This is a genomic window from Psychrobacillus sp. FSL K6-1464 (assembly GCF_038003145.1).
In the GTDB taxonomy this organism is placed as follows: domain Bacteria; phylum Bacillota; class Bacilli; order Bacillales_A; family Planococcaceae; genus Psychrobacillus; species Psychrobacillus psychrotolerans.
The window spans coordinates 1687448-1710433 of sequence record NZ_JBBOOP010000001.1 but is presented as its reverse complement, the minus strand read 5'-3'; the positions used below and the strand labels follow the sequence as shown (position 1 = coordinate 1710433).

General features: G+C 35.2%; 27 protein-coding genes. 4 read left to right on the top strand and 23 right to left on the bottom strand.

Annotation, left to right across the window (positions count from 1 at the left end; all coding sequences use genetic code 11):
• Window positions 1-407: 407 nt before the first annotated feature.
• The 6 genes from MKX39_RS08405 to MKX39_RS08380 all read right to left on the bottom strand — a co-directional run bounded on the left by MKX39_RS08405 (window position 408) and on the right by MKX39_RS08380 (window position 5342).
• Window positions 408-1337: a CAP domain-containing protein gene (locus MKX39_RS08405; RefSeq protein WP_340769099.1), complete on the bottom strand. Its 930-nt coding sequence runs from the start codon at window positions 1335-1337 to the stop codon at window positions 408-410.
• 159 nt (window positions 1338-1496) lie between these two features.
• Complete coding sequence (locus MKX39_RS08400) at window positions 1497-1757, bottom strand: hypothetical protein (RefSeq protein ID WP_340762228.1); 261 nt, start codon at window positions 1755-1757, stop codon at window positions 1497-1499.
• On the bottom strand, window positions 1750-2655 hold the full coding sequence (locus tag MKX39_RS08395) for a CobW family GTP-binding protein (protein ID WP_340762227.1): 906 nt from the start codon (window positions 2653-2655) through the stop codon (window positions 1750-1752). The genes MKX39_RS08400 and MKX39_RS08395 overlap by 8 nt, the downstream gene beginning before the upstream one ends.
• A 64-nt stretch (window positions 2656-2719) precedes the next feature.
• Window positions 2720-4201, bottom strand: coding sequence for a lmo1851 family serine protease (locus tag MKX39_RS08390; protein WP_340762226.1), 1482 nt, complete (start codon window positions 4199-4201; stop codon window positions 2720-2722).
• A gap of 143 nt (window positions 4202-4344) precedes the next feature.
• A complete protein-coding gene (gene deoD / locus MKX39_RS08385) occupies window positions 4345-5049 on the bottom strand; it encodes a purine-nucleoside phosphorylase (protein ID WP_093534383.1) in 705 nt (234 codons plus the stop codon).
• Window positions 5050-5120: 71 nt separating this feature from the next.
• Window positions 5121-5342, bottom strand: coding sequence for a YozE family protein (locus tag MKX39_RS08380; RefSeq protein ID WP_093534385.1), 222 nt, complete (start codon window positions 5340-5342; stop codon window positions 5121-5123).
• A 153-nt stretch (window positions 5343-5495) separates the two neighbouring features.
• Between MKX39_RS08380 and MKX39_RS08375 the strand changes: the two genes are divergently transcribed.
• Complete coding sequence (locus tag MKX39_RS08375; RefSeq protein ID WP_340769097.1) at window positions 5496-7328, top strand: methyl-accepting chemotaxis protein; 1833 nt, start codon at window positions 5496-5498, stop codon at window positions 7326-7328.
• A 475-nt stretch (window positions 7329-7803) separates the two neighbouring features.
• On the opposite strand, the gene msrB is transcribed toward MKX39_RS08375, so the two are convergent.
• The 9 genes from msrB to MKX39_RS08330 form a co-directional block, all read right to left on the bottom strand.
• Window positions 7804-8214: a peptide-methionine (R)-S-oxide reductase MsrB gene (gene msrB, locus MKX39_RS08370; RefSeq protein ID WP_245762610.1), complete on the bottom strand. Its 411-nt coding sequence runs from the start codon at window positions 8212-8214 to the stop codon at window positions 7804-7806.
• Window positions 8215-8736: a peptide-methionine (S)-S-oxide reductase MsrA gene (gene msrA / locus MKX39_RS08365; RefSeq protein ID WP_340762225.1), complete on the bottom strand. Its 522-nt coding sequence runs from the start codon at window positions 8734-8736 to the stop codon at window positions 8215-8217. It lies immediately after the preceding gene.
• Between the two features lie 11 nt (window positions 8737-8747).
• Window positions 8748-9320, bottom strand: coding sequence for a YpmS family protein (locus MKX39_RS08360; RefSeq protein WP_093534387.1), 573 nt, complete (start codon window positions 9318-9320; stop codon window positions 8748-8750).
• A gap of 12 nt (window positions 9321-9332) precedes the next feature.
• A complete protein-coding gene (locus tag MKX39_RS08355) occupies window positions 9333-10139 on the bottom strand; it encodes a GDSL-type esterase/lipase family protein (RefSeq protein ID WP_340769095.1) in 807 nt (268 codons plus the stop codon).
• 66 nt (window positions 10140-10205) lie between these two features.
• Complete coding sequence (locus MKX39_RS08350; protein WP_093534389.1) at window positions 10206-11045, bottom strand: DegV family protein; 840 nt, start codon at window positions 11043-11045, stop codon at window positions 10206-10208.
• 60 nt (window positions 11046-11105) lie between these two features.
• Complete coding sequence (locus MKX39_RS08345; protein WP_340769093.1) at window positions 11106-11879, bottom strand: lysophospholipid acyltransferase family protein; 774 nt, start codon at window positions 11877-11879, stop codon at window positions 11106-11108.
• Window positions 11842-12330, bottom strand: a complete 489-nt coding sequence (locus MKX39_RS08340; RefSeq protein WP_340762221.1) for a dihydrofolate reductase — start codon at window positions 12328-12330, stop codon at window positions 11842-11844. Before MKX39_RS08340 ends, MKX39_RS08345 begins: the two co-directional genes overlap by 38 nt.
• 18 nt (window positions 12331-12348) lie before the next feature.
• Window positions 12349-13293, bottom strand: a complete 945-nt coding sequence (locus tag MKX39_RS08335; protein WP_340769092.1) for a thymidylate synthase — start codon at window positions 13291-13293, stop codon at window positions 12349-12351.
• Window positions 13294-13629: 336 nt separating this feature from the next.
• A complete protein-coding gene (locus MKX39_RS08330; protein WP_340769091.1) occupies window positions 13630-14364 on the bottom strand; it encodes a polysaccharide deacetylase family protein in 735 nt (244 codons plus the stop codon).
• 378 nt (window positions 14365-14742) lie between these two features.
• Here MKX39_RS08330 and MKX39_RS08325 point away from each other — a divergent pair, with 378 nt between their 5' ends.
• Window positions 14743-14904, top strand: a complete 162-nt coding sequence (locus MKX39_RS08325) for a hypothetical protein (RefSeq protein WP_340769090.1) — start codon at window positions 14743-14745, stop codon at window positions 14902-14904.
• 61 nt (window positions 14905-14965) lie between these two features.
• On the opposite strand, the gene MKX39_RS08320 is transcribed toward MKX39_RS08325, so the two are convergent.
• From MKX39_RS08320 to MKX39_RS08305, 4 genes are all read right to left on the bottom strand, one after another.
• The gene (locus tag MKX39_RS08320) at window positions 14966-15535 is read right to left on the bottom strand and encodes a YpjP family protein (RefSeq protein WP_340769089.1); all 570 of its coding nucleotides are present in this window, start codon (window positions 15533-15535) and stop codon (window positions 14966-14968) included.
• A 295-nt stretch (window positions 15536-15830) separates the two neighbouring features.
• Window positions 15831-16610 (bottom strand): class I SAM-dependent methyltransferase, encoded by a 780-nt coding sequence (locus MKX39_RS08315; protein WP_340769087.1) that lies wholly within the window; start codon window positions 16608-16610, stop codon window positions 15831-15833.
• On the bottom strand, window positions 16607-17044 hold the full coding sequence (locus MKX39_RS08310; RefSeq protein WP_340762215.1) for a BrxA/BrxB family bacilliredoxin: 438 nt from the start codon (window positions 17042-17044) through the stop codon (window positions 16607-16609). The genes MKX39_RS08315 and MKX39_RS08310 overlap by 4 nt, the downstream gene beginning before the upstream one ends.
• 584 nt (window positions 17045-17628) lie before the next feature.
• On the bottom strand, window positions 17629-18024 hold the full coding sequence (locus MKX39_RS08305; RefSeq protein ID WP_340769084.1) for an MFS transporter permease: 396 nt from the start codon (window positions 18022-18024) through the stop codon (window positions 17629-17631).
• A gap of 391 nt (window positions 18025-18415) precedes the next feature.
• Between MKX39_RS08305 and MKX39_RS08300 the strand changes: the two genes are divergently transcribed.
• Window positions 18416-18589, top strand: coding sequence for a hypothetical protein (locus tag MKX39_RS08300; protein ID WP_175496158.1), 174 nt, complete (start codon window positions 18416-18418; stop codon window positions 18587-18589).
• Between the two features lie 240 nt (window positions 18590-18829).
• On the opposite strand, the gene MKX39_RS08295 is transcribed toward MKX39_RS08300, so the two are convergent.
• From MKX39_RS08295 to MKX39_RS08285, 3 genes are all read right to left on the bottom strand, one after another.
• Entirely contained in the window at window positions 18830-19321 is a 492-nt protein-coding gene (locus MKX39_RS08295; protein ID WP_340769082.1) for a GNAT family N-acetyltransferase, read from the bottom strand.
• A gap of 21 nt (window positions 19322-19342) precedes the next feature.
• Window positions 19343-19768: a hypothetical protein gene (locus tag MKX39_RS08290; protein ID WP_340762209.1), complete on the bottom strand. Its 426-nt coding sequence runs from the start codon at window positions 19766-19768 to the stop codon at window positions 19343-19345.
• 120 nt (window positions 19769-19888) lie between these two features.
• The gene (locus tag MKX39_RS08285) at window positions 19889-20638 is read right to left on the bottom strand and encodes an alpha/beta hydrolase (protein ID WP_093534434.1); all 750 of its coding nucleotides are present in this window, start codon (window positions 20636-20638) and stop codon (window positions 19889-19891) included.
• Window positions 20639-20775: 137 nt separating this feature from the next.
• On the opposite strand from MKX39_RS08285, the gene MKX39_RS08280 reads away from it, so the two are divergent.
• On the top strand, window positions 20776-21648 hold the full coding sequence (locus tag MKX39_RS08280) for a LysR family transcriptional regulator (protein WP_340769080.1): 873 nt from the start codon (window positions 20776-20778) through the stop codon (window positions 21646-21648).
• Window positions 21649-21852: 204 nt separating this feature from the next.
• Here MKX39_RS08280 and MKX39_RS08275 read toward each other — a convergent pair whose 3' ends face one another.
• Window positions 21853-22968 (bottom strand): virulence factor, encoded by a 1116-nt coding sequence (locus tag MKX39_RS08275; protein ID WP_340762206.1) that lies wholly within the window; start codon window positions 22966-22968, stop codon window positions 21853-21855.
• Between the last annotated feature and the right edge of the window lie 18 nt (window positions 22969-22986).

Sequence of the window (22986 nt, the reverse complement as noted above, 5' to 3'; positions counted from 1 at the left end):
TATAATAAAGCGATACTCAGACAAATCAAATCTCAGCAAACTACGCACCAAATAATTTATACACAAAAAGCGACGCATAGGCGTCGCTTTAGACTGTAGACAAACTTAATTTTAGATGTATAGAGTTGAATATTAAACTCGGCAATGCCCACCACTTCGCTTTCCGTGGGCTTGGCTTCAGCCTCCTCGTCACTACGTTCCTGCGGGGTCTTCAGCTCAAGCTATCCCACAGGAGTCTTCGTGGTGGACCTTGCCTTATAAACAGTTCCAATTGAGTATTCAATATCTTACTTTTAATAGGATGAATAAAACTCTTATGAATATTTATTACTATTCATAACCATTTATAAAAATACCTTTGTCGTCAAACTGAAGCGACGCATAGGCGTCGCTTTTTTGTGTGTTAATTATTTACCGATAAATTGCTGTGTCCAATAATAACCACTATCTGATAAACCTACGCCAATATGTGTAAATGAGCCGTTCATAATATTAGCTTTATGACCAGGAGATTTCATCCACGCGTCTACAACTTCAGCTGCGTTACGTTGACCCATTGCGATATTTTCTGCAGCCGATTTATACGTAATTCCCATTGATTTCATTTGATCAAATGGTGAACCGTAAGTTGGGCTTGTATGTGAGAAATAATTTTTATTTTTCATATCTTGAGATTTTGCTTGTGCAGACTGAGTAAGTTTTGTATCGATTTGAAGTGCTTTCAACCCTGCTTTAGCACGTTCTTGGTTAGTTAAATTCACCACTTGCTGAATTTCAGAAGTAACTTTAACCTCTTCTTTCACTTCAGTCGTTGGTTTTTGCACTACAGGTTCTTTTACTGTAGGTGCTGGTTGTTGTACTGCAGGTTTTTGAACTGTAGGTTCTTGTACTGCAGGAGTTTCTTTTACCGGTTCTTTAACAACTGGCTTTTCTTGAACTGGTTCTTTTACTACAGGTTTTTCTTCAGCTGGTTTAGCTGGAGTTACCACTTCTGGTTTTTTAGCTGGTTCTGCTGGTTTTTCCACTACAGGAACCGGTGCTTTTTCTTCTGTTTGTTTTTCATCTTCTTTAGCTACTGGTTTGTTCACTACTTGGCCTATATTAATCTTAGAAACATCCTTAAGATTTAGAAGCTTTGCAAATGATAACTGCATATTGTAATTCCATTTTATTTTATAAGAAAGATTTTTTGGAACTTCCCCATTAAATACAATGGATGTTTTTGCCTCGGAAGTAGTTGGTGAAAACCCAGTATTCATAGATGCGCTAGCTGTACTGGCAGAGATTAATAATCCACTAGCTAATACTCCAGCCATAATCGTATGTTTTTTATTCATGTTTCATTTCCTCCTTCTTTTGTGCTCCCCTATTGTAAACACAAAATGGAATGAAATTTTCACATAAAATATACCAATGAATCCAATAGAATATTTTTTTCTTTAAAATCTACAAGTCTAGCAAAGATTTATGGATAACTTATCCACTATGCTAAAATATTAGCTTTTACAATCGGTTGACAGTTTTTTATATTCTTCGTTATACAGTTCAATCATCATCTGTTGTTCGCTGACCGATAGCGTACTATTACTAATACGATCGAGTGCCAATTTATACTTCTGTTGAATAGATACCCTAGCTCTAGGATGAGTAAATTCGTCCAATAACTCAGACCGAATAATAGTTCTAACCTCTTCAACAGTTTGTATATTATTAACGGAGTGACGATTTTGGTAGAGTAACTGAAACGCACTAATCATTTGGCGTATTTCCAATTACAGTGATTGCTTCTACCTGATCTCCAATGATTACAATCTGTGGCTCCATTTTTATATATTCTGGTAACCATTGCACCATACCATATGCATACTGAAACAGAAAAGGGTTTTTATAGCCTACTAATGGTACATAACCCTTCATACGATAGACGGTATCTGGGAGTTCTTTTACCCATTGTTCGAACACTTCTTTTTCCACTGGCTCCGAAAAAGTATGTAAGCGGGAAGATAAGGTCAGTTGCTTACCTATTGCCGCTTGTTTAACTTCTTGACCATGATAAGTTGCTTCTAGACCTGTAATCATATTCAATGGCAATTTTGCGTTAGAAGTCTGAATAATAGGTGCGTGACTATTAAAACCTTGAATTTGCATCGTTACCGTAGCTACTTCATCTTCAGAAAGAAGATCTATTTTATTTGCTAGTATTAAATGCGCATGTTTTATCTGCTCCATAAATAACATACGTGTTTGAGGGGTCATTTTGTCACGCTCAAGCCATCTTTTACTATCTGCTACTGTAATAATACCCTTCATATTTAATCTATTTGCAAAATAAGGAGATAACACGGCATCCATTGCTTCGACTGGATGAGCTGCACCAGTAGTTTCGATTAAGAGGACATCAAACACTTCTCCCTCTAATAACATTTGCAACTGTGCCTCCATTTTTTCAGAACCTGTACAGCATATACATCCTTCTAACATCTCTTTAATAGGAACATCTTCATCCACAGATCGACTATCAAATGGTAATTTTCCTAATTCATTCATGATTACTGCTGGCTTTAAACCCTTTTCTTTCATTTGTTCGATTAAATGTGACAATAAAGAAGTTTTCCCACTTCCTAAAAACCCACTAAGTAAATAGACATCCTTCATAATTTTAAACTCCCTTAATCTCGTTGAAAAAGCTGACCGTATAGGCCAGCTTTCATCCAACTCTTTATTTGTTTAACAAATCTTTCACAACTTCTTGCGCTTTTAACAACTGAGGATCTTCTTCTAAAATTTTCTCTCTAAGTAAATTCATCAATTGATAAGAAGTATCGCCATCTATATCACCAGAAACTTTAAGTTTGTTGTCGGTCTGGAACTTCTTCACAGCAGCATTCATCTCTGCGTCATAGTTACCATCTACTTCACCTACATCATATCCAACTGCCTTTAACATTTCTTCAGCAGTTTGAACTGCTTCGGAGGATTGGTTAGTTTTCAATGTTACAGTAGTATCTAGAGGTGGTAACATAGCATAGGATGGATATTCCACAACGTGATCTGGAAGAATCCCTTTTTCATGAATCCAGTTACCTTCTGGCGTTAACCACTTAGCAGTTGTAATTTTAATATTAGAACCATCCGGTAAATCATTTACTGTTTGTACAGTCCCTTTACCAAAAGAATTTAAGCCTACTAATGGTACATTTGCAGATTCACTTAAGGCACCAGCCAATATTTCTGAAGCTGAAGCACTACCTTCATCAATGATTAATGTAACAGGTACTTTGATACGAGTTCCATCGGTAGCTACTGTAACCTCTTTGTTATCCTGAATTTCAATTTGCAGTAAGTTCTTTCCTTCTTCTACAAAGAGATTAGAAATATCTATTGCAGAAGATAGTAAACCTCCTGGATTTTGACGAACATCAAGTACTAACGCTTTCATGCCCTCTTTTTCCATGGCATCAATCGCTTTTAACAACTCATCATATGTGTTTGTTGAAAAACTCGATATAATAATATGTGCCACTTGATCATCCAACATTTCTGCATATACGGTTTCAATTGGAATATCATCACGGACAATTGTTACATCCATTACAGCATTAGTACCACGTTGTATAGATAGTGTTACTTCTGTTCCTTTACTACCACGAATAAGTAATACTGCTTCGGAAGCACTAAATCCTTTAATATCTTTTCCATCTACTGCCATAACTTTATCATTTGGCATCAGCCCTGCTTTTTCAGCAGGCGAGTTTTTAATAGGTGACACGATATTAATAACACCGTCTACTTCTTGAATCTCTGCACCTATCCCTTGAAAACTAGAAGATATATTTTCATTGAATTGAGAAGCCTCATCCTGGTTCATATAATCGGAATATGGATCTTCTAAAGCATCAATCATCCCGTTAATAGCACCATTAATCACAGCTTCTTCATCAACTTCTTTATAATATTCTTCTTCTAATTTATCGTAAGCTAAATACAATTTAGAGAACTCAGATCGCTCGCTCTTATCACCTGCATTTACATTTACAACTTTTTCATCCCCCCATGTTAACGCAATCAGTGTAACAGCTGCTGTTGCTACAACAAGGGCAAAAATAGTTAATAGGAAAACAAATGGTTTCATTTTAATATATTTGGATGCTGGTTTTATTTCTGTAATTTCTTCTTCGTTATTTTGTTTTTGTTCGTCCAAATCCTTCACCCTTTTCAAAAAACTTCTTTAAATAATGTATGTAATATTTAATAATTTAAGTCATCGTATTATTTTAAAAAAGACTGTCATATAGATGACAGTCTATTTATGATTGTTATCTTATTCAAAGCTAATAGTAGTTGTTAGTCTTGAATTGCAGCTTCTAATGCAACTACAATCATATCATTGAACGTTGTTTGACGCTCTTCAGAAGAAGTTGCTTCTCCTGTGATAATATGATCACTAACTGTTAAAACAGATAATGCTTGACGTCCAAATTTAGCCGCAAGTGTATAAAGAGCTGCTGTCTCCATTTCTACAGCAAGAACTCCGTAGTCCGCCCACTTCTCATTTTGTGCGTTCTCATTGTAGAATAAATCAGCTGTAAATACATTCCCAACTTTTAAATTCAATCCAGCTTCTTTGCCTGCATTATATGCTTTATATAGTAAGTCAAAGTCAGCTGTTGGAGCAAAACTTATATCATCCAAAAGAACTTTGTTCATAGATGAATCTGAAGATGCACTTTGAGCAAGAATTACGTCACGCACTTTCACATCTTTTTGGATTGCACCACAAGTTCCAACACGGATTAACTTTTGTACATCATACTCATTCATCAATTCTGTAACATAAATAGATATAGATGGCACTCCCATTCCTGTACCTTGTACAGAAATACGTTTTCCTTTATAAGTTCCCGTATATCCAAACATGTTACGAACCTCATTATACTGGACAACATCTTCTAAGAATGTTTCCGCAATATACTTCGCACGTAGTGGATCTCCCGGTAATAGGATTGTGTCTGCAATTTCACCTTTTTTAGCATTAATATGAATACTCATTTAAATAACCTCATTTCTAATACGTTTCGGCTTAATGATACCGTTTTTTTCCTATAATTGCAATGAACTTGCTACTTAGAATCCTCTATATAATACTCCCATATTTCATCAAATACAGTTGCAGGCATATTCGGATCTGCTAGCTCTTCAATATACAACGAAACTTTATCGAAAGAAGTTTCTGCTTTTGGAAAATCGTGGTGGTTAAACATACTATTAGCAAATACTGCCTTTTCATCATCCTTTTGACCCCCACGATACTTTAATGCAAATAAATAAAACGATTGTCTCATAAAATTTCCCTCCTTTAGTCCTGAAGACTTATAAAAAAATAAAAAAATGTAGATAATTCAAACTAAAACAAGTAAACTTAAAAATGATAATAGTTTGACATATTGAAAGGATTGGTCTGATTGAGAAGTAATACTACCAGGAATTTGAAATCCTTGAAATTCCCCTCTATAAAAAGAAATCGAACGAGTAAAGAAAAAGCTAAACGGGAAAATCCTTTATCTCTTTTTAAAAGATTAAAGAAAAAGGATAATAAATTAGATAATAATGATACATCCAAAGGGAGTTTCTTACAATCCATACGAGGGCGAGTATTAATAATATTCACCGTTCTTATCATTATTTTAATATTAATGCTTGTACTGACCTCTACCAAAATGTTCTCTGCTCAACAAGCTCTAGAGAAATTTACAAATGTGGATATAAAAGAGCAGATGATGGTCAATCAGATTGCTACCGAAATAGCTCAACTTGCCAATGCAGAACAAAGTTATATTATTACCGGTAAGCAAAATTATATGGCAAGCTATAAAAAATATAAAGACTCAACTATTACACATATTAAACAATTAACAGAAACATATAAAAATCGTCCAGAAGAATCACAAAAATTACAATCAATTGATCAATTTTTCACAACATACTTAGGATACTCAGAACGAGTAATCAAAATTCGTGATGAACAAGGTATAGAGGCAGCGCAAAAGTTAGTCAATACAGGAAATGGTAAAACTGCGATGAATTATGTGGATGTACATATCGCTGCAATGAATGAAATTCTGGAGAAGAAAAACATTGAGCAAATTGCTTTGTTAAAAAAAGAAAATAATACATCACTTATATTATTCATAGCACTTACTGTTTTTTCTGTCATACTTACTTTGTCATTTGGTATTTTCCTTTTCTATTCTATTAAGCGGAGTACTAATGCTATAAACCGCTCTATATTAGATATTGCTCAAGCTGGTGGAGATTTAACTAGACGAGTAAAAGTTAGATCAAAAGATGAATTTTCCGAGATAGCTATGAGTACGAATGTATTAATATCATCCATAGCAGACCTTGTAAGAAGAGTGAGAGAGCTTACCGTAAACGTCTCGGCTAGTGGTCAAGAATTAATGGCTTCCTCAGACGAAACCGCCTTAACGATACAATCTATTGCTGATTCTACCAACGAAATTGCTGTCGGTAGTGATCAAACATTAAGAAGTATGACGGAAGCAATTCAAAAGATGAATTCATTAGAAGAAGCAACAAGGTACTTAAACAATGATGCGCAATCAGTTAAACAAGCTACCGATCATATGATTGAAGCTGCTCAAAAAGGTGGAGAATCTGTACAGCATTCATCCAACGTAATGATGAGTATCGAAGAAACAATGGCTAATACGACTCAAACTGTAGAATCACTTGGTATCAAATCTCACGAAATTACATCCATTATAAAAACGATAACAGCTATTGCAGAACAAACAAATCTTCTAGCATTAAATGCTGCAATTGAAGCTGCTCGTGCAGGAGAACATGGCAGAGGATTTGCCGTTGTTGCAGATGAGGTTAGAAAGTTAGCGGAGCAATCCCAGAAGGCTGCAAAGGAAGTTACTGGCATTGTAACTTCTATACAAACTGAAGTTACTTCTATTGTTAAACAAAATAAAGAAGGTGTCGAAAGTGTAATTCGCGGCGTTGAAGTTGCAAACGAAACGAATACATCACTAGACCAAATTATGAATCAAACAAATGAAACTATTTCCATCATCGATAAGATGGTAAAACAAATCGAAGAAACACTAAACTTTAGTCAAGAAGTTGCTGCATCTTTTATAGAAGTAACGCAAATTGCCGAAAATACAGCATCCAACACGGAAACGTCCGCTGCTGCTGCTGAACAAGGATCTGCTGCAATGCAAGAGATTAATGCATCTGCTGTGGAATTATCGCACCAAGCAGATGAATTAAGTAAAGTAGTAAATGAATTCAAACTATAATTTCGTTACCCCCAAAAGACCAGAAGATCCTTTAATGTAAAGACTAATTCAATCGTTCTCGAAGGCTTTAGACAGACGGTTGCTAATGATTACTGAAAGAAAATTTTTAGAGATGCTAGTTTGATTGTGACGGACGTCACAACGAACCAGCATCTCTTTTTTTGGGTAATTTTATGGCGTTTGCCTGTCCGGTCACCCTTCTACAACTCCTCGAAACAGGTAAGTCCATTTCGGATAACAAGAGAAAAAATACTTTCTTATTCATTGAGGAAGCTTTCGAAAATGCAATTTCACTACTTTAGGTAGTACAAACCGAAAGATAATGCTCTTAGTCTTCCGTTCCGTTAACTAACTGAAACGGAGATCATAGCGGTATTATTGGTTGATTAACGGGAACTCAATATACACGCGAAAACTTGTTACTTTAACTAAAAAAAGGAAGTGGATTCCCCACTTCCTTTTAGTTATTCATTTATTAAAATAATCTACTATACTCTTCATAGCCTTCTTCAGCTAATTTTTCCTTTGGTACAAATCGTAGTGCTGCAGAATTGATACAGTAGCGTAGCCCAGTTTCTTCCTTAGGACCATCCGGGAACACATGTCCAAGATGAGAGTCCGCAGTTTTACTTCGCACTTCTACTCTTCTCATGCCATGGGTATCATCAAACTTCTCTAAAACCTCATGTTCTTCAATTGGTCGAGTAAAGCTTGGCCAACCACAACCTGCATCATATTTATCTTTTGAATGGAAAAGAGGCTTGCCAGATACTATGTCTACATATATACCTTCATCAAAATGCTGATCATACTCACCTTGAAATGGAGGCTCCGTACCATTTTGTTGGGTTACATAAAATTGCATTTCTGTTAAATTCTCTTTCATTTATAGCCCCTCCTTTATACTTTCCACAAATGCCGCTCTCCCTGATCCCGTAAAATAGCCATTATAGTGTGCAGGGTTTTTCTTATAATAATCTTGATGATACTCCTCTGCAGGGTAAAACTCCGCGGCAGGTAGTATTTTCACTGCAATTTTAGCTTTAAATTTGCCTGAAGCATCCAAAGCATCCTTAGAAGCAATCGCTTTTTCTTTTTGCTCTTCTGTATGATAAAAAATAGCAGTTTGATAAGATGATCCTCTGTCAAAAAATTGACCATTGTCATCAGTTGGATCTATATTCAGCCAAAAAATTTCTAATAAACGATCATATGAAAAAACAGCTGGGTCAAAAGTGATTTGTACTGCTTCATAATGTCCAGTTGCATTAGAACAAACTTGTTCGTATGTCGGATTAGGTACATGTCCACCCGTGTATCCTGAGACTACTTTTTCAATTCCATCGTACGAATCAAAAGGCTTCACCATACACCAAAAACAGCCGCCCGCAAAAGTTGCTTTTTCCATTGTTTTGCCTCCTATTCTTTCGGTATTACAATCTCAAGCGTAATGATATCCTCTGCTAAATTCAACTCTTTTGCTCGAACTCCAACTCCAGAGTCCATGGGAATATCAGATAATTGAATGAGGACTTCTTCTTTTTCTGGATCTACCACCATCCATTTTGGAAGCTCAATCGAATCTCTCAGAAGCTTTAAAATGGTTTCAGGATCCAAACTTAATCGTCCAATTTCTACGGAAGATTGCTCTAAACGAATATTTCCATTCTCTTCTACATATGGTTCAAAAAACATTCTTACCGGCAAGTTAATAGAAAAAGCAGTGAACTCTGATGACAAAACAATTTGATCATCCACTGATATTTGAAGGGGAAGAGGCTTATCTCCCATCGCCTTTTTAAGATAAGTATTGGCAATAGCTTGAAAATCCTCTTTCGTAGCGTTTACAGTTAACACATTCCCTTCTGCTGGTGTGTTTGTTTCCTCTATCCATACAGACTCAACAGGAGCTGTTATCCAATAAACAACAGTTCCAATACTGCCGATCAAAAGTAGTACTAATAAAAAAAACGCGATTTTCCACTTATTCAATCCATCAACTCCCTAAAACAACAATTCCCTGTTATCCTCATCTATTAAACCACAATCTTGCATTGAGCTAACTATTTCATCTATAACAAGCTGATATCCCTTGCTATTGGGATGGAAAAAGTCTGTATGATAAACCAAATTTGTATTTGTTACGAAAAGATGATCGATTGGTATAAAACAAGCATTCATATCATCTTCAGCCATCTCTTCTATAGCTTCGTTCCAATTATTTAAAATTAAATCAAATTCAGATTTTTCATCTGTAACAATCGTAATAGGATTATATAAACCCATGATGATAATTGGGGCAGTACTATTAATCTCCCTAATCTCATCAAGAATCTGTTCATAATTCTTTTCGAATTTATTTAATTCCTTCTCAAAAGCCTCAACTTTCAAATTAAATAAATCTTTTTTTATTACTTTCATGATGTCATTTCCACCAATAGTTAAAGTAATTAAATGAGCTTTCCGGATATGATGATCAATATCTCCAGCTTTTAACATTTTTAATAGTTGATCACTTCTGCGCCCTCTTTTTGCAGTATTGGTTAAATCTACAGCTTCTATTCCATTATATTGTGAAAAATGTTGCTGGAGCCTTCCAAAGTATCCTTCCCTCTTTAACTCATCTCCAACTCCTTGTGTTAAAGAATCCCCAAGCCCAACGACTTCTATCGTTCTCGGGAAGAACTGAAAAGGAATAACATAATCTTCAAAAAGCACATCCTGTTTTTCCGAAAAGCTAACCTCCACCATATCATTGGAATTACATCCTACTAGAAAAATAACACTTATAATAATTATTAAATATTTCATTTGCAGAAACCCCTTTTGGTAAAACAAAAGCAGGGAAAATACGCTTCCCTGCCCTCTGCCTTTTACCTATTCAGTCATATACATAAATCCAATTGCTCCTGGTCCTGTATGCGTACTAATAACGGGAGAGGTAAACGAAACTTGGATGTCTAAAAAACCTGACTCCTTTATTAAATTCATCAAAGGAGTCGCCATAGAAAACCCATTTGCATGCGAAATACCTACTGCTTTGACCACTTTCCCTTTTGTATCAGCTATATACCGGTCAAATAAGTAATTAACAACTTGTTTATGACTTCTTACTTTTGCAATCGGTGTATACTCACCACCCGCTAAGCTTGCAATTGGTTTAATAGAAAGTAATGAACCGAGCATTGCCTTTCCTTTTCCAATTCGTCCACCTTTCACAAGGTTATCCAAAGTATCTACGACTACAAATAAATCAGACTTGCTACGAATATCTTCCACTTTTTGAATGATTGCTTCTTTTGTCTCGCCATTGGAAGCCATTCTAGCTGCTTCTTCCACTTGAAATAGTAATGCAAACGATATAAATTTCGAATCGATTACAGTAACATCTGCAGTTGACATTTCAGCAGCTGCTTGTGCTGATTTGACAGTTCCACTCATGCCACCAGTCATATGTATAGAGATAATTTGATCACCATTTTTACCTAGCTCGTCGTATAATTCTTTAAATACTCCTGATGATGGCTGCGATGATTTTGGTAGTTCTTTAGATGTCGCCATTTTTTCTAAAAATTCCTCTGGGTTTATATCTACTCCGTCGATATATGATTCACCATCAATATGAATAGTCAAAGGTACTACATGTATATTATATTGTTCTATCAGGGCTGATGTTAAATCCGCTGTAGAATCAGTTACTATATGAACTTTCGGCATATGCTATCCCTTCCCTTCCTACTTATTACTATTATAAGAAGAATACTGGTGTTCTGTAAACTATTTGATAGCTGAACTCATAAAATCGATTTCTTTAGCAATGATTGTATGTAAATCCTCTATAATTTTGCTCGGTTCATTGTGGGCAATATTCTCTACAGTGTATGTGGGTAACACGCTTATTTGAACGTTAGCAGGACAAATTTTATTATTATTTTTTTCCATAATGTTTGAAGTGCCATATATGGCTATTGGAACAATTGGAACATTGGCCATTTTTGCAATTCGTACAAATCCTGATTTAAAATCACCTACTTCTCCTCCCTTGCTTCTTGTACCTTCTGGGAAGATTAAAATAGAGTGCCCCTTTTTTAAAATGTTCACAGTATCCTCAATTGACTGATAGGAACTTTTTCGATTGGACCTATCTAAAAATACACAATTCATTTCTTCCATCCACTGCGAGATAATGGGAAGTTTTTTTACTTCTATTTTCGATATGAATCCGAAAGGTTTGGGAATATACGCTAGTAAACTTGGAATATCGAAATTCCCTTCATGGTTGGAAATAAACAACACAGGTCCACTTGGAAGATTTTCTTCCCCTTGAAATCGGAAAGTACTTTTCGTTCTTTGTAGAATTCCACTTGACCATAATTGAGGCACACGATGAACAAGTCGATCATATTGCTCAGTAGTAATGATATTCTTTTGCTTTTTAATAGTTATTAATTTAGATAAAGAAACTGGTAAATATCCAAACAAAAATCCAAAAGTTCTTAGACTCGAAAACAAATTATTCACTAACCTTTCGTTCATAAACCAAATAAGCATAAGTAATACCATCTGGCGTTTTCATATCTTCCGTTGTTTCAACTAACACCCAGTCATCACCATATGGCGGGAAATAAGTATCTCCTTCAAAACTTTGTTGGATAAAAGTTATATAAAGTCTATCTGCTTTAGGTAAAACAGCTCGAAAAATTTGTTCACCCCCAATTACCATTACTTCTTCATGATGAGCAGAGGCTATTTCAATTGCCTCAACTAGGTCTGTCACTACCTCAGCACCCTCAATTTTATAATCGGGATTTCTCGAGACGATAATATTTTTCCGTCCTGGTAGCACTCGCCCGATGGATTCAAATGTATTTCTTCCCATTACAATGGCTTTGTCCATCGTTGTTTTTTTAAAGTAAGCAAGATCACCTGGAATATACCAAGGCATTTTGTTTTCAAATCCAATTACTCGATTAGGATCATGTGCAACAATTAGTGAAATCATTTGTTTCCTCCTCTAATTTTATACGGCAATTGGTGCCTTAATTCGTGGATGCGGATCATAACCCTCTAAGGCAATATCTTCTATTTCAAAATCAAAAATAGACTCTTTTTGGTCGTTTAATAGAAGTTGTGGCAATGCACGCGGCTCTCTTTCCAATTGAGTTGTCACCTGTTCCATATGATTTACATACAAATGAGCGTCTCCTAAAGTATGTACAAATTCTCCAACTTCTAAATGGCATTCTTTAGCTATTAAATGTGTTAATAAAGCATATGAGGCAATATTAAAGGGAACTCCTAAAAATACATCAGCACTACGCTGATAGAGCTGACAAGATAACTTGCCATTTGCAACATAAAATTGCATAAAGGCGTGACATGGTGGTAAAGCCATTTCATCTACCTCTGCCGGGTTCCATGCAGTAATGATATGTCTTCTAGAGTCTGGATTTACTTTAATCTGCTCTATAACGTTACGCAATTGGTCAATCGTTTGACCATCCTTCGTCGGCCAAGATCTCCATTGACGGCCATAGACTGGGCCTAAGTCACCAAATTCTTCTGCAAATGCATCTTCCGATAATATCTTTTCGCAGAATAGATCCATTTGCTGTTGCACAACATTTTTAAATTCCGGATCCTTTGCTGCCCGAACACCAAAATTTGTCATGTCAGGTCCCGTATATTCTTCACTGTTTACCCATTTTTCAAACGCCCATTCATCCCAAATATGATTATTAGCTTGTATAAGTGTTTTGACATTTGTATCACCTTTTAAAAACCATAGTAGCTCGCTGACTACTAAACGAAATGCCGTCTTTTTTGTGGTAAGAAGAGGAAATCCTTCTGACAGATCAAAGCGCATTTGATAACCGAAAACGCTTTTTGTACCAGTTCCGGTGCGATCTCCTTTTGTAACTCCACTATTCATAATATGTTTACACAAAGTAAGGTATTGCTCCATGTCATATCCCTCTTTCCGTTTTCATACAAAAAAGCTCTCACTATGAGAGCCATTTTGGTGGTGTGTTTTTTGACCAAAACCCAATCCATTTAGCAATGTATAATATTTTAATACTAGCCCTAGATAAATCAACGTTTATTAGGTTTCGAATTTGTATTACTTATAACTTTAGTATATTATAGCATTGTTTTGGGGTGCATTTGGAGTAATATTCACCTTTTTTGTTCTATTAAATAATTGCTCGTTGAAAAGATAGACGGATGGGCAGGTCGCACGTTAAACATTCTAGACTCTAGTATTACCTTTAGTACATTAAAGGTACAGCTTCTTAAAAACCTATTTTTCTGGTTTATTTTTTATCTTTATGAGTTCTGACACCGTAACAAAGACATAATCTTGTTTTTTGAGCTCCTCAATAATTTTTTCTAAAGCTTTAACTGTTTGACTTCGATTTCCCCCACCATCATGAAATAAAATGATATTCCCTGGCTCTACATTATTTAATACTTTTTTTTCTATACGATGCACTCCAGGACTTTTCCAATCCTCGGTATCTTGATGCCAAGACCACATCACCACTTGGTACCCTTTTTTTACAACACTTTGAATCATTTGATCGGTGTATTGCCCTTCTACTGGACGGAACAGCTCTGGACGATAACCCGTTATACTAAAAATTAAGTCATCCGTTTGTTTTAACTCTAATTCTAATTTAGAGAGCGTTGTTTTTGGATGATGAGTATACGTATGATTTGCAATCTCATGACCTTCGTTGTATTGGCGTAAAATTAAATCTGGATTTTTTTCAGCAAGTTCACCAACAACAAAAAATGTAGCCTTTGCATTATGTTTCTCTAAAATTTCCAGTATCTTTGCTGTGTATTTTGGATGTGGTCCGTCGTCAAATGTAAGAGCCACGACCTTTTCTTTCGTGTTAATCTCCCACACTATCTCTCCAGTATTTTCGTAATGATATCGGTCTTTAACTGCTGAGGCCCTTAAATTAGAACCAAGATAGAAAGTTATTCCAACTAAAAATAAAATGATTATAATACTATATCTCTTTGTCATGACACCTCATCATTCCAATCTAAATATTTTACGGAGATTTGATTACTTTTTACTCCATGGTAGTTTTTATACCTTCGCCCCCCAAAAATTAGACAAATAAAATTAGATTTTTAAATAACCAGCATAAAACTTCCTTTATTGTATTATTTTATCTTCAACTTTGGACTAGATTCTCTACATACCTTACACATTTGTAGACTAGAATTTAAAAACGGGAACCTTATCTTCTTTGCATTTGAGATTGTCCGAAAGTACCTCCAGAGCGTCATAAAAGTATATTCTAATTTCTATTGGTAATCATAAAGTCAAGGCCGTCACTACAATCAAAAGGAATTATTTAATCAGCTGCTGAAAGAAAGCTTAACTGAAGGTACGCTTGTGGCTAAGTATAAAATTTCTCATTTTACCCGTATTTGTATTTTAATATTAACCGGAATGAGGATTGAGGAATTGAGGGCTTTTCAGAAAGATGGAATAGCTGCTTCTAACTATTATGGGCAGAATTATTTACTTAATCCATTTGATGAATACGAAGAATGAGGGCTATATACACTATCCAAACAAAAAAACACTCATTTTTCACATGAGTGTTTTGTCTTTTCTAGGATAACCATTTTGGTGGTGTGTTTTTTGACCAATATATGTCACCTAGCACATAATGTTTAGAATATTTATCTTCGGCCAAGTGGTAATGGAAATTGAAATAATATCCTTCTAATGGTTTTTTGTCCGTTCTTACATGAAAACGGATCAAGTCTTTTCTGGTAGTTTCATTATAAATATTGAAAATCTTTTCGTGATAATCTCCAGATGGCTTCTCAGAAATAGACAAACGTGTTACTTCCTGACTGGAAGCTTTTGCAATTGTCATATCAATAACCTCTTGCATTTTAGGGAAAATAACGTCGTCAAATTCATTTTGAATGACTGGTCCTATTCGATTACCAAACTTTATGTATGCTTGTTCTCTGGCAGCAACTGCCATATGTTCATAGGTCGGAGCTTCTTCCGTTATTGTAACTTGTTCATAATCACTTAAATCAGAAGAAATTGCCCTTGGAGGACTCTTAGTATCTAATATTTGCTCCCATATAAAATGACTAGGAGATATTAGACCAAATGTTAGCAATGCAACAGTTATGATTATTGACTTTTGGAACCACTTTTTCATCCTATTCACCTTCTATATTGGGCAATTTTAGTAAAACTCTACATTCTATTAAACGTTTTAAAGAACTAAAGGTTTCATCTTCTTACTATTCATTGTACAATAAAATGTGTAAACATTCCATACAGCTTTTTTTTATCAAAGGAGGAAAATCACGATGGATTTAGGATTAGTTATTGGTATCGGATTTTTATTTTTATTAGCATATTTAACATCACTTTGCTTTACTGATTAATTGGAAGTTATATCGAGAGTCGTGACTAACGTCATGACTCTCTTTTCTATTTATATGACCAGATTATAAATTTATCACTCCATAATGAAATTTGGAGGATAATCTTATTTCTCTTTTAAACCCGAATTGTTCAAACACCGTAGAACGGAAATGCGCTTTTAATACAACTCTCTTTCTTGCAACTCTCTTAGCCTCTTCTATCCACTCAACGTTTAAAGCATCGTGAATACCAGATGCTCTTAAAGCTTGAAAATTGGAAGACTCTTCAATTACTTCTTCAAACATTGGGTCTAGATAAACAACATCAAAAGAATTAGATGGCCGCGTTTTTGTGTAGTCCACTGCATCTTGATGAATTATATGTATTCTCCGCATACTAGTTTCTAATGTGTCATTATTCGATTCATAATTTTTTAGCCCTACATCGACCACATATGCTATAAGGGGTTCCTTCTCGCATGCACGCACAACCCCTTCTTCACCTACCGCATAAGCAGCAATAATGCTATCGGAGCACAGACCAGCTGTCATATCTAAAATATGGTCACCTCGCTCTAAACGCGTTGCTTCCAAAAATGAATCTTGCTCACCATTCATGAGTCTCTTCAATCGAAAAGCTGCAGAATTGGGGTGAAAGAAAAAAGGAGAAGTGAAACCGTAAGAATACAGTTCCAATCTCTCTTTATTCACCACAAGCACATTAGCATTCTGCTCTTGTTGTATAGTAGAAACTGATTTCTTGTGCCGTTGAATAAAAGGTAAATTTAACTCTTTGGCGATCCCTTTTGCTTTTAAAATATACGCTTCATTCGTTCTTCCAGCTGTCGTAATTACGGTGTTCATGAAGAAACAACTTGTGAAAGGACACCAGATAAATGATCTTTAATAGTCTCCATCGAGTTACTTTCAATTTGTTCACGTGGAATGAAGTAAGCTAACTTATCATCTTTCCAAATAGCAATAGAAGGTGAACTTGGTGGTACCTCCTCAAAATAACCTCGCATTGTTGCAGTAGCCTCTTGATCTTGTCCGGCAAATACAGTAACTAAGTTTTCAGGCTTAACTTCTAACTCATTTAATGCATGAACAACTGCAGGTCTAGCGAGTCCAGCAGCACAACCACACACAGAATTGATCACGATTAAAGAAACTCCACTTGCTGTAGACATATGCTCTTGTACATCCTCAGGTGTAGTAAGCTCTTTAAATCCTGCCCCCGTTAATTCACTTCTCATTGGTCCTACAATACCTTTCATATACTCATCGTATGCATTCATGATTTCGCCTTCTTTCAATTAGTTTCACATAACCTATTATAACAACAATTTTACAGCATAAGCTAATAACCTGTTTTCGTAGTTTTGCATACTCTTTCAGGATTTTTGTGACTTTCTTGTGATTTTTGTGACTTTCTTGTGCAACCCAAAATATTTTTGTGCAACATGTTAAACAAACCCCAAATCTTCAAGTTACCCATTCTTTTATATAACTTAAATAGAAAACCACCTTTCATATGAGATTTGAATAAAAGATTTAACGAAAAAGTAATTCTCTTTCCTTACCCATCCATATTTAATCGACCCACTATACTATTTGCTCTTGTTATCAAAGAAAAAAACACCAATTCAAGTTTAATAGAAATTGGTGTTTCAAAAGAAGATATACATTATTTTGTAAGGTTTTTGCCTCATGAAAACTAAAAGATTTACTCAAAGTATTACGATATCGGCTGTGATAATTCCTTTTATGGAGTCAGGTTATTTTTGAGTCTTTCTCTGAAGTATATTCATTCACCACTACAAATTAGCTTTATGTTACGCAATGTAAAATAGGTATCAAAATGTAGTGGCGGAAGAGACTTTTACTGTTCTAATTTTTTGGTTTGATTTTTGTGATCTTTTGGAAAAAGCAAGCCAAATATTATAGTAAAGAAAAAAACACTTGCGGCAGTTGTAATAATACAAGGCAAAATATAATCTGAATCCATCGCAAATATTACACTTTTTCGAAACCAGTTTTGAAAAGGTAAACCTAGACCTAGAAGTACCGCAAAAAACAGGATTTTAATACTGATATGCTTGCCTTTTATTTTTTTAATGGCAGTGTTTACACCAATACGTAATAGAGCAAGTCCTAAGCCTACGAACATAAAAATAACTAAATAATATTTGACACTTTCATTTAATATAAAACTTTTACCAATCATTATAAGAAGTGTTGCTAAAGCAATATATAAAATAATCATTTTTTTCTTCAAAATAGATCACGTTTCCTCTCTAGTATGGTGTGTAATGTCTATTAAAAGCTTACATCTACGGCTATTCTTAAGCAATAAACAATATTGAACACATTGTTGTGTAGTTTGAAAGAAGAAAAGAATGTCTGCATACAACGAGAGCAACAAAAAACCAAATAATTTTATTGACTTACTGATGGAAGGAAAAAGATTTTTTCTAAAATTACCATTCGTCAGATTGCATATTATGCTCATTTTCATTATGAAGGTAAACTTGACTTATTAAACTAGTGGAAGCTGATCTGATTAATCGACTCCTTTAACTTAGGCTTGATTCGGCTCATCGAATAGCCAATCACCTGTATATATTTGATTTGATAGGTACATACTTCCTAAAAAGAAGTAGGTGAATATGTTGATAAAATATGAACTAACTTTAAATAATTTTTATGTTCAAACTCTCAATGAAATTGTAAAACAATACAATGAACTAGTTCCTGAGCACGCTTCTTATTCTTATTCCGCACAAGATGTAATCGAGCTACTTCTCGTTCGAGAGCATGTGAACAATGAATTTAGAAAATAGATCTTAACAGGTCTATTTTACTGAGATTCATTAAAATTCCTTGCTGAAATACAAAAAGCCCCACCGCTTCAACAGTGGGGCTCAACTATTGTTTGAGAATACGAAGGGAGATCTTCAGCATCTCCTTGTTATATTACCCGACACACATAGATAGTAACCTGGTAATTATAGCTAAATATGTTTATCCTCTCATTGCATGTCAAGTTTCTCCTGAAATGAACTTATTTCGGCTCATTCCTGCTACTTAATAGTAAATGTCTGAATTAGGCACTGTTCATCATCCACTACATCTTGTTTTTCTGTATACTGAATATTTAAGTCGCTATAAACGTTTTTCCAAAACGAAACTGCGGGACTATTTTCTATTAATTCAATGACAAAGTACTTCCCTTTCTTAACTTTGAATAGTTCTTGTATTGCTTTTCTGCCTAAACCTTGGCCTTTGTGTTTATTTAATATAAATAGATCATTTATGCCGAAGTCATAATCTTTTTTCAGGAATGGTCTTTCCAGTAGTAGCATAAATCCAATAATATCTTTATCTAAAAGGATGAAATATGGGGTAAGTCCATCTAATTCCCAAAAATCATCAATTTCCTCATACTCAAAGTTCCCTTGTTCTCCAATATCTAAAAGTGTAGTAAATTTTGAAAGGTCATGAAGATATAATGAGTAAAGATTTTGCAAAATAGTCTTCTCTGCTTCTAATACTTCCTTCAGTTTAAGATTCATATTATGTTCCCCCCCATATAATCATTTGAACAGTTCCTTATAGGCCAATACTTTTAAGGCAAGCATTTCTTCCTCCGTCAGATTACTTTCTAACTTATTAAATATTTCCTGTTTTTCTTCTACTGTCATCCCATTTTGAGCTTTTAATTGGATTTCTTGAATTTCACTTATACCAAACTTTGTTATCAAAGCTCTCGTAGCCTCTTCTTTCGTTTGAAATGGTAGTTTGCTACTATCTACATCCTTACCTTCTGCTATAAATTCTTGAAGCTCTGGATCATTTTCAATTTCATTTTTTATCATTTCTAATTCTCCACTATCCTGTAACTCTAGCGATATCTTCTCCATGACTTGATCGGCAACTAGCTTTGGTCCAAAGTAATATGCGCCTACTACAATAATGCCCAAAAAAATTATAATACCAAAAAGTACTTTAATAATTCTCAACGTTATTCCTCCTGAATCATGATTACTACATATCATACTACAATCACAACAAGAAAAAACCTTTTACATAGTAAGCACAAAATTGCATGCACTAAAGTAAAAGGTTTCATCTTAAACTTATTAAGAAGCAATCCAATCGATATGATTGAGAAACTCGTAAACATCCTCGCAAACTTTTTCTTTCTCTTTTCCAAGAGTAATAATATGACCAGATTCTTTATACCAAATAATTTCTTTATCATCTGTTTCAACTGTTTCATGAATATAAGAAGCACTTTTTTGGTATATCTCATCATCTAATGATCCTTGCATTACTAAAATAGGAGAATTTATACGTTGTAAGCCATCACAGGTCGTTTCAGTTATTTCATGAACTCCATGAAGCGATTCGGTGTTGGTGTTTTTTAATGTCTCTAATTCGTCTATTATTACTTCTGTTGGTTTGCCTTCAAATGATTTATAAATTTTGGCATAGTTATATAACCGATCAAACAATCCGTCTGTATTGTTTCTTTTTATTGGAGCACACATAGATACTACCGCTTTTACGGGGAACTCTTCAGCCACTTTCAATGAAAAAACTCCTCCAAGGGAGATCCCTGCTACTGCAATTTCCTCATAGCCTAAGTTTTTTAAATGATTATAGCCATCTACTACATCCTGCCACCACTCGGATGGACTAGTTAATAATAATTCTTCTGGGGTTAGTCCATGTCCTCTGTACATGGGCGCATGACAAGTATAGCCTCTTTTTTGTAAATATTGCCCTAATCTTTTTACATCCTTCGTACTCCCTGTAAATCCATGAAGCAATAATACTGCTCTTTTACCGCCTTCTAATGTAAAGGCCTTAGGTGCTACAACTTTCATCTTAAATATCCCCTTTATTTCATTAAACTATTAGTCCGTTAAACTAATAGTAGCATTGACTATTTATAATGTATAATTTATTATTCTTATCAGTACGATACCTTTTGCGCATGAATGAACGAAAAGGAATGATATAAATGGAATGGCAGCGATTGGAATATTTTCAGACACTAGCTAGGATTCAACATATGACGAAAGCAGCAGAAATCCTTTCTATTTCTCAACCCGCATTAAGCAGATCTATTGCAAGCTTAGAGAAAGAGATTGGTGTCCCTTTATTTGATAGACAAGGTCGCTCTATTATATTAAACAAATACGGTCAGCTGTTTTTAATGACGGTCAATAATATTATGAAAGAAATGGAGCAAGGTTTAGAGGAAATACAACATATTATTAATCCTGAACACGGAGAAGTTTCACTAGGATTTTTACATACTTTAGGAACAAGTACAGTTCCCAATATTATCCGGGCATTTCATAAGGAGTATCCACATATCACGTTTAAGTTTCATCAGAATCATACACATACACAGTTGAAAGAACTAAAACATGGCAGTTTGGATTTATGTTTGCTAGCTTCCATGGAACACGAAAATCCGATTGAATGGACAGAACTTTGGCGGGATGAATTATTTGTTATAGTGCAAACAAACCATCCCCTCGCAGCACGAAAGAGTATCCGGTTAGAAGAAATAGCAAATGAATCCTTTATAGCACTAAAAAAAGGCTATGCACTGCGCAAAACAACAGACGAAATTTTCGAGAATGAAGGGTTAAAACCTATTATTTCCTTTGAAGGTGATGAAGTTGCTACTGTAGCAGGATTTATAGCTGCTGGACTGGGATACTCCATTTTACCTTACGGAGAAGAAATGGATAAAATGACTAAATTGAAAATTGAAGACGCTTCCTACGAACGAGTAATAGGTATGGCCGTAGTGAAAGATCGCTATCTTTCCCCCGCAGCTAAATTATTTCACCAATTTGTTCTGGATTACTTTCTGGTATAAGAATAGTAGCTTTACTTGTGTCTAGCCCTGGCATTTACCTGCACTCACTATCAAGATCTCACGTTTTATTCCAGTTACTGACCTCATTATTTAAATACTCGCTCTAGCTAATGATTTACTAGCGGAACATTATTTTTATCCTATAGAAAAACGCAAGAGAGCAGTTCATCTTAGTGAACAGCTTTCTTGCGTTTAAAATACATACTATTTTCTTGCTTCACTCATTTGTTTCCAAACAGAACCTTTTGCTTCTTCTCCACCCTCAATACGTGCAATAGCCATGAGAACTTGGAGTTTAACCTCATATTCTTTGTCGTCCATTGCTTCCTTAAGAGCTGGAAGTGAATCTGTGTCGCCGACTTCATAGAAATACATCGCTGCTCTCCAGCGAACTAGTTTGTTTTTATCAAAGAGAGCAATCTTCATGGCATCAGCAAATTGTTCGAACCCTAAGTCACTCATCGCATCTCCAGCTGTTCGTCTAACTGCTGAACTCTTATCTTTTAGCGCCATTTCTAAATAGGGAACAACGGCTTCATCTTCTATCAATCCTAGATAAACAGTAGCTAAACGTCGAATAGAGACTTGCTCATCCTGCACTGCTCGCTCTAGTATAGGTAAGTCCTCAATTTCTGGATTGATCAAGTTATTTAGTAATTGGAAACGTTGCTCCCATTCACTAACCTCGAATTGCGCTAATGTAAATGGTACTCTAATTGGTTTTTTATCTTCTTCGTTAAGATCTTTATCTGCTATAAGCTGCCCTAGCTTGCTCTGCGGGAAACTAGCTTCCAGTTCTTTTACTAACTGTTCGCCTATTTCTTTCTGATCGCCATAACGAACGCCATAATCTACCCATTTACGAAGCAAAATATAGTTTTCTTTATCGCCTTCCATCGCTTCGTCTAATGCCTTAATAAAGCGTTCTGATAGTCCATATCTCGATTCAGTTTCACTATCAAATACCTTCACCTGAAGTGGAATTCCTTTATACTGCTGCACATGAACGTATACTTCCCCGTAATGTTCTAAAGGTGTAACTGTCTCGTTGACTTCATCATTAGCAGCACCGAAAACATTTTCCACGCTTGCTAAGATTGTTTCCCATGCAAACTTTGCAATCCGTTCGATAGCAAGGAAATCCGCCACATGGTAAACACCTTTAACACCGTCGATCGTAAATAGAGCTTGAATTTCCTTAGGTGCATCCGCTATATTGTCTTTTTTATAGTTATAACTTTTACCAAAAGGTAATTCCTGATCAATCACAACTTTCATGGTATTTGGACTTGGTGTTGGTTCAATCGTTACTATTTTCATGCTTACATACCTCCATTA